The organism is Micromonospora sp. DT81.3 (assembly GCF_049847225.1).
In the GTDB taxonomy this organism is placed as follows: Bacteria; Actinomycetota; Actinomycetes; order Actinomycetales; family Microbacteriaceae; genus Microbacterium.
Genome location: NZ_JBNCNY010000012.1, coordinates 1 through 14961 on the forward strand (window position 1 = coordinate 1; position 14961 = coordinate 14961).

The following is a 14961-nucleotide window of genomic DNA, read 5'->3' on the forward strand; positions in this document are numbered from 1 at the left end:
TAACCCACGAGTTTTGTGAGCGAGGCCCCGTCCCGCGACCCCCTCACCCGAAGAGGGCCACTACATACCGTCTAGCCGGGAGGCCGGCGACCGGCGTCGAGAGGGGACAAGGGGTACGCCGAGGGCGAATCCCCAGGCGGGGCACAACTTCGCCGCGCTAACCTGATTTCACGCCGGTACGCCGGTATGCCGAAAGAAGGGCTCGGGGGCTCGGCCCCACATCATGGACCTGAAGAAGATCACTCGCAACCCACTGATCTACGTGCTGCTGATCGGCGTGTTCCTCATCGTCGGTTTCTCGCTCATCTCCAGCCTCGGCGGAGCGAAGCAGATCTCCACGCAGGAGGGTCTCGAGCTGCTCGACGGCAGCACCGTCACCGAGGTGCTGAACACCGACGGCGACCAGCGCGTCGACATGAAGCTCTCCGAGCCGTACGAGGGCGCCACCGACGTGCAGTTCTACTACGTCACGGCCCGTGCGCCGGAGGTCGTGAACGCGATCAACGCGGCCGACCCGTCCGAGGGCTTCAACGACGCGGTGCCGCAGCCGAACTGGTTCGACGGCCTGCTCTCGCTGATGCTTCCGCTGCTGCTGCTCGGCGTGCTCTTCTGGTTCCTGCTCTCCTCCGCGCAGGGCGGCGGCAGCAAGGTGATGCAGTTCGGCAAGTCGCGCGCGAAGCTCGTCAGCAAAGAGACTCCCACCGTGACGTTCCAGGATGTCGCCGGCGCCGACGAGGCGATCGAGGAGATGCAGGAGATCAAGGACTTCCTCAAGGACCCGACCAAGTTCCAGGCGGTCGGGGCCCGCATCCCGAAGGGCGTGCTGCTGTACGGCCCTCCCGGGACCGGCAAGACGCTCCTCGCCCGCGCGGTCGCCGGTGAGGCCGGTGTCCCGTTCTACTCGATCTCCGGCTCGGACTTCGTGGAGATGTTCGTCGGCGTCGGCGCGAGCCGCGTGCGCGACCTCTTCAACCAGGCCAAGGAATCCAGCCCGGCCATCATCTTCATCGACGAGATCGACGCCGTCGGCCGCCACCGCGGCGCCGGCATGGGCGGCGGTCACGACGAGCGCGAGCAGACGCTCAACCAGATGCTCGTCGAGATGGACGGCTTCGACCCCAAGGTCAACGTCATCGTCATCGCGGCGACCAACCGCCCCGACATCCTCGACCCGGCTCTGCTGCGTCCCGGCCGTTTCGACCGCCAGATCGGGGTGGACGCTCCCGACCTCAAGGGCCGCAAGCGCATCCTTGAGGTGCACGGACGCGGCAAGCCCCTCGCGGACGGCGTCGACCTCGAGGTGGTCGCCCGCAAGACGCCGGGCTTCACGGGTGCCGACCTGGCGAACGTGCTCAACGAGGCCGCGCTTCTGACGGCCCGCTCCAACGCCCAGCTCATCGACAACCGCGCCCTCGACGAGGCCATCGACCGCGTCATCGGCGGTCCCCAGCGCCGAACGCGTGTCATGAAGGACAAGGAGAAGCTCATCACCGCCTACCACGAGGGTGGGCACGCGCTCACCGCGGCGGCGATGAATCACACCGATCCCGTGACGAAGATCACGATCCTCCCTCGCGGCAAGGCGCTGGGCTACACCATGGTGCTGCCGTTGGATGACAAGTACTCCGTCACGCGCAACGAGCTGCAGGACCAGCTCGCCTACGCGATGGGCGGGCGCGTCGCGGAGGAGATCGTGTTCCACGACCCCACCACCGGTGCCTCCAACGACATCGAGAAGGCCACGGGCATCGCCCGCAAGATGGTCACCGAGTACGGGATGACGAACGACGTCGGTCCCGTGAAGCTCGGCTCGGCCAGCGGCGAGGTCTTCATGGGCCGCGACATGGGCCACGGTCGCGAGTTCTCCGAGGCGGTCGCCGAGCGCATCGACACGCAGGTGCGCGGGCTCATCGAGCTCGCGCACAACGAGGCGTACCAGGTGCTCAACGAGAACCGCGACCTGCTTGATCGGCTGGCCCTCGAGCTGCTCGAGAAAGAGACGCTCGACCACCTCGAGCTCGCCGAGCTGTTCAAGGACGTGCGCAAGCTGCCGCCGCGCCCGCAGTGGCTCTCGAGCAATGAGCGCCCCGTGTCGCTGCTGCCCCCCGTCGACGTGCCGCGCCGTGCCGAGCCCGCGGGTATCGCCGCGGACGTCGAGGCGGAGTCCGGTGTGACCGAGAAGGCGACGCGTCGCCGGCCCACCGGGCAGGCGCGCCCCGCGACCGCCTGAGACCCCGTGGCCTCCGATACCCCGTGACAGTCGACAAGCAGCGCGTCGCCGCGCTCGTGCGCGAGCTGCTCGTGGCCATCGGCGAGGACCCGGACAGGCCCGGGCTGAAGGTCACTCCCCAGCGCGTCGCAGACGCGTACGAGGAGTTCTTCGCCGGCATCGGGCAGGATGCCGCGGCGCCGCTGGCGCGCACGATCAGCGTCTCGCGCGGCCCGGCCCCCGATACGCTGCCGTCGGGTGCGGTGATGCTGCGTGATATCGCGTTCCGATCGGTCTGCGAGCACCACCTGCTGCCGTTCCTCGGCAAGGCGCACATCGCGTACCTCCCCGGCGAGCAGGTGGTGGGCCTCGGCGCCTTGCCCCGCGTCGTCGACGTGCTGGCCGCCCGTCCGCAGGTGCAGGAGCGCCTCGGCGAGCAGATCGCCGACGCGATCGCCGACTCGCTCGACACCCGCGGTGTGCTCGTGGTGCTGGAGGCCACCCATGAGTGCGTGACGATGCGCGGCAACCGGCAGCCGGAGGCATCAACCGTCACGATCGCGGCGCGCGGAGAGCTGGCGGATGCCGCGGCACGCGCCGAGCTGATCGCCCTGTTGGGGGCGCACCGGTGATGACGGTGCGCGTCGGTCTCTGAGAAATGACGGCACTCATCATGGGAATCGTCAACGCGACGCCCGACTCCTTCAGTGACGGCGGTTCCTTCGACGGTCCCGCCGACGCGATCGCCCACGGGCGGCTGCTGCGGTCACAGGGCGCGTCGATCATCGACATCGGCGGCGAGTCGACCCGCCCGGGCGCGGAGCGCGTTCCCGTCGAGGTCGAGCTGCAGCGTGTGCTGCCGATCGTCTCGGCGCTCGCCGCCGACGAAGTGACCGTGAGCATCGACACGATGAACGCCCGCACGGCGCTCGCGGCGGTGGAAGCCGGCGCTTCGATCGTCAACGACGTCTCAGGGGGACTCGCGGATCCGGAACTGCTGGGTGCGGTCGCCGAGACCGGCGCCGACATCGTGCTGGGGCACTGGCGCGGCCCGTCCGCCGACATGTACGCGCGGGCCGAGTACGTTCAGATCGGCCGGGAGGTCGCCGGCGAGCTGCTCGAACGCGTGCAGGCGGCGCAGGCCGCCGGCATCCCACCGTCGCGCATCGTCGTCGATCCCGGAATCGGCTTCGCGAAGAACGCGGAACAGAACTGGGCCCTGCTCGAGAGCATCGGGGACATCGTCGCGCTCGGACACCGGGTGCTGCTCGGCACGTCGCGCAAGCGCTTCCTTGGCGATGTGCTCGGGCCCGAGGCATCCATCGAGCGCCGGGACTTCGCCACCGCGGTGACGAGCGTGCTCGCCGACGCGGCGGGAGTGTGGGCGGTGCGGGTGCACGACGTGGCCTCGACGAGGGATGCGCTCGGCGTCGCGGGCGCATGGAAGAGTGGGGCCCGTGGACTTCCTTGACGAGATCACCGTGACCGGGCTGCGCGCCTTCGGCCGGCACGGCGTGTTCGATTTCGAGCGGCAGCAGGGGCAGGACTTTCTCGTCGACGTCACGATGCACGTGTCGACCCGGCGGGCGGCCGAGACGGATGACGTGGCCGACACGATCCACTACGGCGAGGTCTCGGAGCGTGTCGCGGCCATCGTGGGCGGCGAGCCCGTGAACCTCGTCGAGACGCTGGCGGAGCGGATCGCCGCCGACCTCCTGACGGACGAGCGCGTATTGCTGGCCGTCGTCACCGTGCACAAGCCGTCGGCGCCCATCGCGGTGCCCTTCACCGATGTCGCGGTCACCATCCGGCGGGGGAGGCCATGAGCCGCGGCCTGACGCAGCCCGTCAGCGGAGGCCCCGAGCGCCGCCCGCACCCGGCGTCCGTCGCCGTCGTGGCCCTCGGCGCCAACCTCGGCGACCGTGAGCGCACGCTGGAGGAGGCCGTCCGCGACATCGCACGCCTGCCCCTCGTCGACGCCATCACGGTGTCGAAGAGCATCGAGTCGGTCGCCCTCACGCCGGAGGGCCCGGATGACCAGGCCCCGCCGTACCTCAACGCCGTCGCCCTGGTCACGACCCGCCTGGCGCCGACCGTGCTGCTGGCCCTGCTGCACCGCATCGAGGCCGCGCACGGTCGAGAGCGCCCCGCGCTTCGACGGGGGCAGCAGCCCACGTGGGCCGATCGCACCCTCGACCTCGACCTCATCGCCTACGGCGACGTGATCGCCGACACCCCGGAGCTCACGCTGCCTCACCCACGGGCCGCGGAGCGGGACTTCGTGCTCGGACCGTGGCTGGCGGTCGATCCCGACGCCGTGCTGCCCGGCGGCGGCAGGGTGGACGCGCTGCTCGAGAACCTCCGAGAAAGCCCGAACCGGTGAAGCGCACCGGTGCCGGCATCCTGAGCATCGCGGCGCTGATCGGCGTCGCCGCCGGGTTCCTGCTCGATCACGCGCTCACCGTCTCGGGGCGACCGACCTTCGTGCCGGCGCTCAGCCTTCCCATCATGCTGATCCTGCTCGGCGGCATCACGCTCGCGCTGGCGTGGCCGATCCGGCAGGCGACCCGCAGCACCGCGGCGACGCCGGTCAACCCCTTCCGCGCCCTGCGCGTGGCGATCCTCGCCAAGGCGTCTAGCCTCGTCGGCGCGGGTGTCGCCGGCTTCGCCGTGGGTCTGGCCGGGTACCTGCTCACCCGCCCGATCGACCCGCCACTAGGCTCGTTGGCGACGATCATCGCGACCGCCGTGTGCGCCGCCGTGCTGGTGGGGGCCTCCTTGGTCGCCGAGCACTTCTGCACCCTCCCGAAGGACGATGATGACGAACACTCCGGATCTGACGCCGACCCCGGAGTCGAGCCGCAGCACCACTGAACCCGTCGGCGCCACCGAACCCGTCGGCGCCACCGAACCCGTCGGCGCCTCTGAACCCGTCGCCGGGCGCAGGTTGGACGAGGGCACGTTCACCGAGCTGCGCGAGCCGAAGGCGGAGGCCCGGCTCGCCCTCGCGGACGGGAAGTGGCACCAGATCTCGCCGAAGTACGTGTGGGTGCAGCTCATCTCCTCGGGCATCGGCCTGGCGGTGGTCGTTGCCGTGCTGCTTTTCCTGACCCAGGTCCTGCAGTGGACGTGGGCCTGGATCCCCGGCGGCATCTTCATCGCCATCCTCGTGTGGACCCTCGCCCTCGTTCCACGACAGGCGCGCGCCTACGGGTACCAGCTCCGAGAAGACGACCTCGTGTTCCGCCGCGGCATCCTGTGGCAGCGGCTGGTGGCGGTGCCCTACGGGCGGATGCAGCTCGTCGACATCACCCACGGTCCGCTCGATCGCGGCTTCGGCATCGCGCAGCTCAAGCTCGTCACCGCCGCGGCCGCGACGGGCGTCGTCATCCCCGGGCTGCCTCAGCAGACGGCGGAGGACCTTCGCGACCTGCTCATCGAGGTCGCCGAGACCCGCCGGACGGGGCTGTGAGCACCGTCCCGGACAGTGCCCATTCAGGCAGTGCCCGCCCAGACAAGGCGCCGCCCCAGGCATCCGTCCGCTCCCCCCTGAGCGACGGCGAGTGGCACCGGCTGCATCCCCTGACGCCGCTGTTCCGCGGCGGGTTCTTCCTCGTCGTCGTGGCCGGCATCGTCATCGCCAACCTGCGCGACCGCCTGATCGGCACGTTCCTTCCCTGGTTCCTCCCGGATGCGCCGTCGACCGAACAGTGGAGCTACGGCGATCCGCTGGACTGGATCTTCGAGCAGAACCTCATCCTCCTCGCTGCTCTCATCGTGCTCGGGGTCGTGCTGCTGCTGATCGGCTGGTTCTACCTGTCGTGGCGCTGGCACACCTTCCGCATCACCGAGGACCGCGTCGAGGTGCGCAGCGGCATCCTGTTCCGCACGCAGCGCCGGGCACCGCTCGATCGCGTGCAGGGCGTCAACCTCACCCGTCCGCTCTTCGCCCGCCTGGTGGGGATGGCCAAGCTCGAGGTGGTCGGGGCCGGACTCGATGCCAACGTGAAGCTCGAGTACCTCTCGACGGCCAACGCGGAGGAGGTGCGAACCGATATCCTGCGGCTCGCCTCCGGCGCGCGCCTCGTGAGGTCCGGCCCGCCGGCAGAGGGGACGACGCAGCCGAGCGTCAGTCGGACGCACGCCGTCACCGCCACCGTGACCGACGGCATCAATGGGCTCATCGCCGGGCCGGAGTCGCCCTCGGAGGAGCCCGAGAGCGTCGTGAACATCCCCCCTGTGCGGCTCGTGCTCTCGCACCTGCTGAGCGGGTGGACCGTCTTCCTCATACTGCTCGTGATCGGCGTGGTCGTCGCGGCGTCGCTCGGTGCCACGTGGGCGCTGTTCAGCCTCGTGCCGGCGGTGATCGGCCTCGGCGCGTACTGGATCTCGAGCATCATCAAGGCGCTGCGCTATTCGATCGCCCCGACACCGGACGGCATCCGCATCACGTTCGGATTCTTCACGACGGTCACCGAGACCCTGCCTCCCGGTCGCGTGCACGCCGTCGAGGTCTCGCAGGACATCCTCTGGCGTCCGGCAGGGTGGTGGACGGTGCGCATCAACCGGCTCACGGGCCGGAGCTCGGCCGACACGACGACGGACCAGTTCACGACCGTGCTGCCGGTGGGCACCCGTGACGACGTCGAACGCGTGCTGCGCCTGCTGATGCCGGGCATCCCCGACGAGGAGTGGCCCCTCGTCTTCGAGCACGGCATCCTCGGACCCGGTGGGGGCGACCCGTACACGAACACCCCTGGACGCGCCCGCATCCTGCGACCGCTGTCGTGGCGCCGCAACGGCTACCTCGTCTCTGCGCACGCCCTGCTGCTGCGCCGGGGCGTCATCTGGCGCAAGCTCGGCATCTTCCCGTTGGCGCGGCTGCAGAGCTTCTCGCTCAATCAGGGTCCCCTCGATCGGATGCTGCGCGTGGCCACCGGCCGGGTGCAGACGGTCTCCGGCCCGGTGTGGGGCACACTCGCCGCGATCGACCGCGACGCGGCGCTGGCCCTGTTCGAGGACGCCGCACACGGGGCCGTGGCCGCCGCGTCGGTGGACCGGAGCCACAGATGGGGCGAGGAGCGATGAACCGGGACGGACGCCTGGGTGTCGGCATCATCGGCGCGGGCAAGGTCGGTCCGGTTCTGGGGGCCGCGCTCGGCGGAGCGGGGCACGCGATCACGGGCATCACGTCGGGCTCCGACGATGACAGGGCGTCGGCCGTGCTGCCCGGAGTGCCGGTACTCGACGCGCTCGAGGTGGTGCGGCGCAGCGAGCTCGTGGTGCTCGCGGTGCCGCACGACGAGCTCGGCCCGCTCGTGGCGGGGCTCGCCGTCGTCGGTGCCTGGCAGCTGGGACAGCTGGTGATGCATACGGATGCCGCGTACGGCATCGAGGTTCTCCGCCCTGCCGCCGAGCGCGGCGCGATCCCCCTCGCCGTGCATCCGGCGATCTCATTCACCGGCACCAGCATCGACCTGCGACAGCTCGCCGCCGGCTATGCCGCGGTGACGGCCCCCGCAGCCGTGCTGCCCATCGCGCAGGCGCTCGCCGTCGAGCTCGGCTGCGAGCCCATCGTGATCGCCGAGGAGGACCGCCCGGCCTACGCCGAGGCGATCGGCATCGCCACCGCATTCTCGCGCACCATCGTGCAGCAGGCGACGGGGCTTCTGCGCGACATCGGTGTGGAGAACCCCGGCGGGTACCTGTCGGCCCTCGTGCGCTCGACGGTCGACCAGGCGCTGGTGGACGCGCCGCCCCGGCCCGGCGACGTGCCGCCGCTGGGCAACGCTACGATCGACCAATGATCAGCACCATCGAGGGGCTGCGCACCCGACTGGCCGAGGCACGGGGCGCGCGCCAGCAAGCCGGGGGTTTGGGGCGGAGCCCCATCGAGGGCGCGCGCCAGCAAGCCGGGGGTTTGGGGCGGAGCCCCATCGAGGATGCGCGCCAGCAAGCCGGGGGTTTGGGGCGGAGCCCCATCGAGGATGCGCGCCAGATCTCCGACGCCAGCCCCCCGCCGACCGTCGCCCTCGTCTCCACCCTGGGCGCCATCCACGAGGGCCACCTCGACCTCATCCACCTCGCGAAGGAGCGCGCCGACATCGTCGTCGTGTCGATCTTCGTGAACCCGCTGCGGTTCCGCACCACTGCTGAGTTCCAGGCATACCCGCGCACCCCGGAGGACGACGAGCGGCTGCTCGACTCGCTCGGCGTGGATGTGATCTTCGCTCCGGATGCCGCGGAGATCCTGCCTCAGGGGAACCAGACGACGAAGATCGGTGCCGGCGATCTCGGTCTGCGGTACGAGGGGCGCTCGCGTCCCGGGTACTTCGATGGGCTGCTCACGGTCGAGGCGAAGCTGATGAACCTCGTGAATCCCGACATCGTGATCTACGGCGAGCGGGATCCCCAGCGGATCTTCCTCGTGCGCCGGATGATCCGCGACCTGTACTTCGACGCCGCCCTCGAGACGGTCGAGACGGTGCGCGGCGACGACGGGCTGCCGATCTCGACCCGGGTCGGGATGCTGGAGGAGCGCGACCTGGCTGCGGCGTCGAAGCTGCCGGCGGCGCTCGATGCCGCGGCATCCAATGCCGATCGAGGGGTCGATGCGTGCATCGCTGCAGCGCAGTCCTCGCTGATGGGTGAGCCGCGCATCAACCTCGAGTACCTGTCGGTCGTGGACCCCGCGTCCTTCCTTCCCGTCGACAGCGACCACAAGGGCCCGGCGCTCGCGCTCATCGCCGCATCGGTCGCCGGCCACCGCTTCATCGACAACGCGACGATCTACATCGGATAGCGCTCGGGGATTGCGCTCCGGCCCCGGGGCGGCCTCGGTGAGGGTTCAGGAGGCCGCCGGTAGACTGGGCCCGACTTTCGAGGAGCCCGACCGATGACCGAAGTGACCGCCGCGACCGGCGCGCCGACACCCCGCACCGAGACCAGCAACGCGGACACCGCCGAGACTGCCGAGCTCGAGGACGTCTCGGAGCAGAAGACGGTCCGCCTCGCCAAGCGCGAGCGCTTGATGGCCGAGCGGGCGGATGCCGCGGGCGGCGCCTATCCCGTCGGCGTGCCCATCACCGACACCATCCCCGCGCTTCGCGAGCGCTTCGCCGACCTCGAGGCCGGCGCCGAGACCGGAGTTCCGGCGGCCGTCGCCGGGCGCGTCGTCTTCAGCCGCAACACCGGCAAGCTCTGCTTCGCGACGCTGCAGGCAGGAGACGGAAGCCGCATCCAGGCCATGGTGTCGCTGGCGGTCGCCGGCGAGGAGTCCCTGCAGGACTGGAAGGAGCTCGTCGACCTCGGAGACCACGTCTTCGTGCGAGGCCAGGTGATCTCGAGCCGCCGGGGGGAGCTTTCGATCATGGTCGAGGAGTGGCGGATCGCCGCCAAGGCGATCCTGCCGCTGCCGAACATGTACACCGAGCTCAGCGAAGAGAGCCGGGTGCGCAGCCGCTACCTCGACCTGATCGTGAGGGAGCGGGCCCGGGAGACGGTGCGCGCCCGCGCCAAGGTGAACGCCGCGCTTCGCCAGACCTTCGCGGACCGGGGCTACATCGAGGTGGAGACGCCGATGCTGCAGGTGCAGCACGGCGGCGCATCCGCCCGTCCGTTCGTCACGAGGTCGAACGCGTTCGATGCCGACCTGTACCTCCGCATCGCGCCGGAGCTCTTCCTCAAGCGCGCCGTCGTCGGCGGCCTCGACCGGGTGTTCGAGATCAACCGCAACTTCCGCAATGAGGGCGCCGACTCCACGCACAGCCCCGAGTTCGCGATGCTCGAGTCGTACGAGGCGTACTCGGACTACAACGGCATCGCCGACCTCACGCAGGACCTGGTCCAGAACGCGGCCCGCGCGGTCACCGGCTCGACCACGGTGACCTGGGCGGACGGCACCGAGTACGACCTTGGCGGAAACTGGGACCGGCTCTCGATGTACGGCTCTCTGTCCGAGGCGGCCGGCGCGCAGATCACTCCGCAGACGACCCTCGAGGAACTGCGCGCCCTCGCGGCCCGCGAGGGGATCGAGGAGCCGCCGCTCGCGACGCACGGCAAGCTCGTCGAGGAGCTGTGGGAGCACTTCGTCAAGGGATCCCTGGTGCGCCCGACGTTCGTGATGGACTTCCCGCTCGACACCAGCCCGCTCGTGCGGGAGCACCGTTCGATCCCGGGCGTGGTCGAGAAGTGGGACCTGTACGTGCGTGGCTTCGAGCTGGCCACCGGATACTCCGAGCTGGTGGACCCCGTCGTGCAGCGCGAGCGCTTCACGGAGCAGGCGAAGCTGGTCGCCCGCGGCGACGTCGAGGCGATGCGCATCGACGAGGAGTTCATGAGGGCGCTCGAGTACGGGATGCCGCCGTCCGGCGGTCTCGGGATGGGCATCGATCGCCTGCTGATGGCGATCACCGGCCTCGGCATCCGGGAGACGATCCTCTTTCCGCTCGTCAAGTAGTCAGGGCAGCGGTCGCTCGAACGCCCACTCGGGCAAATGCCCTGCGCCGATGAACGAGTCGACGATGCCGGCCAGCCCGTGGTCCGGGTCGATCTCCAGGGCGCGGGCCGTGTGCCAGTGCGCATACGTCGAACGCCCGAGCGCCCAGGCCAGCCAGGCGGCCGTTGCCAGCATCGCCGCCGCCGCATCGCGGGGGGCCGCGGCCGCGAGGCGCCGGGTGAGCGCGAGCGCCTTCTGCAGCCGCTCCGGTTCGGGTCGCGGTCCCTCGCCGAACATCACCAGCGCCAGGTCGTCGGGGTAGTCCTCGCCGTCCTCCCATCGGCGCTGCGCCTCCAGCGCATCATCGCCCGCAACGATGTCGCCCGCCCACTGCGAGAGGGCGACGTCGCGCAGGGAGGGTCGCGCGAGGCACCACATGAGCGTCCCGGCGTCGAATGGCGCGAGTTCTTCGACGTCCCACCGCAGCGCATCCTCGAACAGCATCGGGATGTCATCGAGCGAGCAGACCGCGGCGATGGCGCGCGGGTCGAGGTCGGCCATGCCGGCGCTGCCCGCGGACTCGCCGCAGACGATCTGCACGGCGGCGTCGATGGCGAGGAGGGCCCCGCCGACGCGTTCCTTCTCGGCGAGATCGGCGTGCGGCAGTTCGACCCCGGCCGCCTGGTCGCCCGACACGTCCCGCGGCTCGGGCATCGAGAGTTCTGCCGGCAGCTCGGAGCGTGAACGCCCCTCGGGCGGGCACTCCGGATCGAGGTACGAACCCCAGCCGTCGGCCGCGAGGCAGAGCGCGTCGCCGACGGGCAGGCCGCAGGCATCGGCGCGGCGGATGATCGCGCGCACCAGCTCGCCATGCACGATGTCGTCCTCGGCGCGGAACCGCTCGTCGGTGAACACGACGGGGGTCACGCCGTCGGCATCCGCGAGCTTGCAGACCATGCCGATGAAGGTCGCGGCGATGCGGTCGAGCTCGTCCCCGGCATCGGCCGGAGGCAGGTCGAAGCGCATGACGCCGATCGTGCGGCTGCCCCGGAAGGGGATGAGCGCGATGCTGTTGGTGGGCGTGTAGCCGGCGAGGTGCGGGACGAGGGCGAGGAAGTCGGCGGCGGTGGCGGCCTTGATGATCGTTGTCATCCCCCGAGCCTCGCTGGCCGTCGGGTGCCTGAGCCCGCCCTCCACAGCGCGCCCGCCGGCGAGGTGCGCGGAGGGGGCCTGGGGAGGGCTGAGCGAGCGGAGTCATCCACAATTCCGGTCCGCCGCGTGCAGCGCGGGAGTTCTGGGGAGGAGGGGGAGAACGCCGCGTACGATGGAGGGATGGACAGCTACTGGAGCGCGGTCGTGTGGTCGCTGCTGCCGACCCTCGTGGTCAGCGCGCTGTTCTTCTTCGTGCTGCGCGGCATCCTTCGCATGGACCGCACCGAGCGCCGCGTGTACTCGCAGATCGAGGCGGAAGAGCGGGCGAAGCGCGCCACCGCGCCGATCGCAGACGACTCCGCGGCGTGAGCGCACCCCCGTGCTCGGCCTGGCGCCGTCCGTGGGTGCCGTTACGCTGGGTCAGATGACCGGGGAGTGCTGATGGTGGCGATCACCTTCGATGCGTCCTGGTGGCTCATCCTCGTCTTCGTCTTCGACGTCGCCGTCCGCATCGCCGCGATCATCATCGTTCCGCGCAACCGACGCCCGACGGCGGCGATGGCGTGGCTGCTCGCGATCTACTTCATCCCGATCATCGGCGTGTTCCTGTTCCTGCTCATCGGAACGCCCCGACTGCCCCGCAAGCGCCGCCGCAAGCAGGAGCGCATCAACGAGTACATCCACGACACCAGCGAGCACCTCGACTTCGGAACGCTCCGGCCGCACGCCCCGCAGTGGTTCACGTCGCTGGTCACCCTGAATCGCCGGCTCGGCGCGATGCCGCTGGCCGGCGACAACGGGGCCCACCTCATCCCCGACTACCAGCAGAGCCTGGACGCGATGGCCGAGAGCATCCGGCAGGCACAGGAATACGTGCACATCGAGTTCTACATCCTGCAATCGGATGCCGCGACCGACAATTTCTTCTCCGCCATGGAGGAAGCGTGCGCCCGGGGCATCACGGTGCGCGTGCTGCTCGATCACTGGGCGAACCGGCGCAAGCCGATGTACAAGAAGACCGTCAAGCGCCTCAATGCGATGGGTGCGCAGTGGCATCTGATGCTGCCGGTGCAGCCGTTCAAGGGCAAGTATCAGCGCCCCGACCTGCGCAATCACCGCAAGCTGCTGGTCATCGACGGCGCGGTGGCGTACATGGGCTCACAGAACGTCACCGATTCGACGTACAACCTGAAGAAGAACATCCGCCGCGGCCTGCACTGGGTCGATCTCATGGTGCGGCTCGAGGGTCCGATCGTGGCCAGCATCAACGCGGTGTTCCTCTCCGACTGGTACAGCGAGACCGACGAGGTGCTGACCGACGAGATCGATCTGTTCGACGTCTCGACGGGGCCGGGCGACCTGGACTGCCAGGTGGTGCCGTCGGGACCGGGGTTCGAGATGGAGAACAGCCTGCGCCTGTTCGCCGGCCTCCTGTACTACGCGCAGCGCAAGATCATCATGGTCAGCCCCTACTTCGTGCCGGACGAGGGGCTGCTGCTCGCCATCACGACCGCGTGCCAGCGGGGGCTTCAGGTCGAGCTGTTCGTCTCCGAAGAGGGCGACCAGGCGATGGTCTACCATGCGCAGCGCAGCTACTACGAGACCCTCCTGCGCGCGGGCGTGAAGATCTGGATGTACCCGAAGCCGTACATCCTGCACAGCAAGTGCTTCACCATCGACGACGAGGTCGCGGTGATCGGGTCGAGCAACATGGACATGCGCTCGTTCGGCCTCAACATGGAGATCTCGCTGCTCGTGCGTGGCGAGGAGTTCGTGCGCGAGATGCGCAGTGTGGAGGCGAAGTACCGGGAGCTGAGCCGCGAACTGACCCTGGAGGAGTGGGAGAAGCAGCCGCTGCGGTCGACGGTGCTCGACAACATCGCCCGCCTGACGAGCGCCCTGCAATAGATACGTTGCGCGGCGTCAGTCCCCGCCTTGAGTGCCCCGCCCTCAGAGCCTCGAGACATCGTGCCCGGCGGGGAAGGCCGTCTGAAGGCCGCCCGGGACGATGCGGCACCGCACGCGGGTCGCCTCGCCGAACTCGTCGCCGTCGAGCTGGACCGCCTGGGCGGGGCTGGTGGCGGTCTCGATGGAAACGCCACGGAGGTAGCGCACGGAGGCGTCTTCGGGGCGCCGGGCGAGAACCCGCTGACCCGCCCTCGAGCGCCGCATCACGCTGTTCTCCCACCAGATGCGCCGCCAGACCCGCGCCCAGCCGAAGAAGCCGGCCGGCTTGATGATGCAGACATCCAGCTCGCCGTCCGAGATGGATGCCTCCGGCACGAGTGCGATGCCGGCCGGCAGCCAGCCGCAGTTCGCGAAGAGCACGCTCTGCGCCCTCGTGGCGTGCAGGCGGTGCCCGTCGAGCTGGTACATCACCCGGAAGGGCTGGGCGAAGGGCAGCGACCTCGCCGCGCCGTCGACGTAGGCGACCCAGCCGACCGTCTTCTTGAGCTGAGGACTGGTGTTCGCGATCATCGCCGCGTCGAGTCCGATGCCGGACATCACGACGAACGCGTGCTCCTCGGTCTGCCCGTTGGTGCGGGTGATGCGCGCGATGCCGACATCCACCGGGTGCACATCGCCGTCGAACGTGGCCTGCACCATGGCCGCTGCGTCATCCAGCGGCAGGTTCAGGTTGCGTGCGAGCAGGTTGCCCGTCCCGCTCGGGACGATCGTCAGGGGGACGCCCGATCCGTTCATCGCTTCGGAGACCGCGCGCACGGTGCCGTCGCCGCCGGCGACGAGCACCGCGTCCGCACCCTCCTTCAGCGCCTGGCGCGTGACATCGTCTCCGAGGTCATCCACGGTCGTCTCGAAGAAGGCCGGTTCCCCCCAGCCGGCTGCTGCGGAGAGCCGGGACACCAGCGCGCGCAGCGCGGCGGCATCCACCTTGATGGGGTTGTAGATCATCGCCGCGCGGCGTGGCGCGTCGTCCGCCGGCGGCTGCATCGGCCGGGTCTCACCGGCCGGCCCGACCTGGCGCGCGTGGCCGTCTTCGTCGTCGGCGGTGTCGGGTGCGATGTCGTCGGGTTCCCGGATCACCCCATCGGGATGCGCCGCCTCGGCCGGGTCTGGTTGCTCCTCGCGCGGATCGGACGGGGATGCCGGGGCAGTCATGCACACACTCTAGGCCGCCTCTGGGGCGCTGACCCGCTGACTA

General features: G+C 70.0%; 15 protein-coding genes. 13 read left to right on the forward strand and 2 right to left on the reverse strand.

Features of this window, described 5'->3' with window-relative positions; all coding sequences use genetic code 11:
* Positions 1–223: 223 nt before the first annotated feature.
* From ftsH to lysS, 11 genes are all read left to right on the forward strand, one after another.
* A complete protein-coding gene (gene ftsH, locus ACPW96_RS20010) occupies positions 224–2230 on the forward strand; it encodes an ATP-dependent zinc metalloprotease FtsH (protein WP_425885212.1) in 2007 nt (668 codons plus the stop codon).
* 23 nt (positions 2231–2253) lie between these two features.
* Positions 2254–2841 carry a GTP cyclohydrolase I gene (gene folE, locus ACPW96_RS20015; RefSeq protein ID WP_425885214.1) on the forward strand — a complete coding sequence of 196 codons (588 nt, stop codon included), beginning with the start codon at positions 2254–2256 and terminating at the stop codon, positions 2839–2841.
* A 26-nt stretch (positions 2842–2867) separates the two neighbouring features.
* Positions 2868–3680, forward strand: a complete 813-nt coding sequence (gene folP / locus ACPW96_RS20020) for a dihydropteroate synthase (protein ID WP_425885215.1) — start codon at positions 2868–2870, stop codon at positions 3678–3680.
* Positions 3667–4035, forward strand: coding sequence for a dihydroneopterin aldolase (folB, locus tag ACPW96_RS20025; protein WP_425885217.1), 369 nt, complete (start codon positions 3667–3669; stop codon positions 4033–4035). Before folP ends, folB begins: the two co-directional genes overlap by 14 nt.
* Complete coding sequence (gene folK, locus ACPW96_RS20030; RefSeq protein WP_425885218.1) at positions 4032–4592, forward strand: 2-amino-4-hydroxy-6-hydroxymethyldihydropteridine diphosphokinase; 561 nt, start codon at positions 4032–4034, stop codon at positions 4590–4592. Before folB ends, folK begins: the two co-directional genes overlap by 4 nt.
* Complete coding sequence (locus ACPW96_RS20035) at positions 4589–5083, forward strand: DUF3180 domain-containing protein (protein WP_425821816.1); 495 nt, start codon at positions 4589–4591, stop codon at positions 5081–5083. Before folK ends, ACPW96_RS20035 begins: the two co-directional genes overlap by 4 nt.
* Positions 5028–5681 carry a PH domain-containing protein gene (locus ACPW96_RS20040; RefSeq protein ID WP_425885219.1) on the forward strand — a complete coding sequence of 218 codons (654 nt, stop codon included), beginning with the start codon at positions 5028–5030 and terminating at the stop codon, positions 5679–5681. Before ACPW96_RS20035 ends, ACPW96_RS20040 begins: the two co-directional genes overlap by 56 nt.
* On the forward strand, positions 5678–7297 hold the full coding sequence (locus tag ACPW96_RS20045; RefSeq protein ID WP_425885220.1) for a PH domain-containing protein: 1620 nt from the start codon (positions 5678–5680) through the stop codon (positions 7295–7297). The genes ACPW96_RS20040 and ACPW96_RS20045 overlap by 4 nt, the downstream gene beginning before the upstream one ends.
* Positions 7294–8016, forward strand: coding sequence for a DUF2520 domain-containing protein (locus tag ACPW96_RS20050; RefSeq protein WP_425885221.1), 723 nt, complete (start codon positions 7294–7296; stop codon positions 8014–8016). Before ACPW96_RS20045 ends, ACPW96_RS20050 begins: the two co-directional genes overlap by 4 nt.
* Positions 8013–9011, forward strand: a complete 999-nt coding sequence (panC, locus tag ACPW96_RS20055; protein WP_425885222.1) for a pantoate--beta-alanine ligase — start codon at positions 8013–8015, stop codon at positions 9009–9011. The genes ACPW96_RS20050 and panC overlap by 4 nt, the downstream gene beginning before the upstream one ends.
* A 93-nt stretch (positions 9012–9104) precedes the next feature.
* Complete coding sequence (gene lysS, locus ACPW96_RS20060) at positions 9105–10667, forward strand: lysine--tRNA ligase (protein ID WP_425885223.1); 1563 nt, start codon at positions 9105–9107, stop codon at positions 10665–10667.
* Here lysS and ACPW96_RS20065 read toward each other — a convergent pair whose 3' ends face one another.
* Positions 10668–11798, reverse strand: coding sequence for a DUF4192 family protein (locus ACPW96_RS20065; protein WP_425885224.1), 1131 nt, complete (start codon positions 11796–11798; stop codon positions 10668–10670). It abuts the gene before it with no gap.
* Between the two features lie 180 nt (positions 11799–11978).
* On the opposite strand from ACPW96_RS20065, the gene ACPW96_RS20070 reads away from it, so the two are divergent.
* Together ACPW96_RS20070 and cls are read left to right on the forward strand one after the other, a co-directional pair.
* Positions 11979–12167 carry a hypothetical protein gene (locus ACPW96_RS20070; RefSeq protein WP_425821802.1) on the forward strand — a complete coding sequence of 63 codons (189 nt, stop codon included), beginning with the start codon at positions 11979–11981 and terminating at the stop codon, positions 12165–12167.
* 72 nt (positions 12168–12239) lie between these two features.
* On the forward strand, positions 12240–13706 hold the full coding sequence (gene cls, locus ACPW96_RS20075; protein WP_425821800.1) for a cardiolipin synthase: 1467 nt from the start codon (positions 12240–12242) through the stop codon (positions 13704–13706).
* 42 nt (positions 13707–13748) lie between these two features.
* Here cls and ACPW96_RS20080 read toward each other — a convergent pair whose 3' ends face one another.
* The gene (locus ACPW96_RS20080) at positions 13749–14918 is read right to left on the reverse strand and encodes a diacylglycerol kinase family protein (RefSeq protein ID WP_425885225.1); all 1170 of its coding nucleotides are present in this window, start codon (positions 14916–14918) and stop codon (positions 13749–13751) included.
* Between the last annotated feature and the right edge of the window lie 43 nt (positions 14919–14961).

What these genes read in the sequence shown, in the direction of transcription:
- ftsH (WP_425885212.1), top strand. Translation starts at nt 224, where the DNA reads ATGGACCTGAAGAAGATCACTCGCAACCCACTGATCTACGTGCTGCTG.
- folP (WP_425885215.1), top strand. Translation starts at nt 2,868, where the DNA reads ATGACGGCACTCATCATGGGAATCGTCAACGCGACGCCCGACTCCTTC.
- folK (WP_425885218.1), top strand. Translation starts at nt 4,032, where the DNA reads ATGAGCCGCGGCCTGACGCAGCCCGTCAGCGGAGGCCCCGAGCGCCGC.
- ACPW96_RS20040 (WP_425885219.1), top strand. Translation starts at nt 5,028, where the DNA reads ATGACGAACACTCCGGATCTGACGCCGACCCCGGAGTCGAGCCGCAGC.
- ACPW96_RS20050 (WP_425885221.1), top strand. Translation starts at nt 7,294, where the DNA reads ATGAACCGGGACGGACGCCTGGGTGTCGGCATCATCGGCGCGGGCAAG.
- panC (WP_425885222.1), top strand. Translation starts at nt 8,013, where the DNA reads ATGATCAGCACCATCGAGGGGCTGCGCACCCGACTGGCCGAGGCACGG.
- lysS (WP_425885223.1), top strand. Translation starts at nt 9,105, where the DNA reads ATGACCGAAGTGACCGCCGCGACCGGCGCGCCGACACCCCGCACCGAG.
- ACPW96_RS20065 (WP_425885224.1), bottom strand. Translation starts at nt 11,798, where the DNA reads ATGACAACGATCATCAAGGCCGCCACCGCCGCCGACTTCCTCGCCCTC.
- ACPW96_RS20070 (WP_425821802.1), top strand. Translation starts at nt 11,979, where the DNA reads ATGGACAGCTACTGGAGCGCGGTCGTGTGGTCGCTGCTGCCGACCCTC.
- cls (WP_425821800.1), top strand. Translation starts at nt 12,240, where the DNA reads ATGGTGGCGATCACCTTCGATGCGTCCTGGTGGCTCATCCTCGTCTTC.
- ACPW96_RS20080 (WP_425885225.1), bottom strand. Translation starts at nt 14,918, where the DNA reads ATGACTGCCCCGGCATCCCCGTCCGATCCGCGCGAGGAGCAACCAGAC.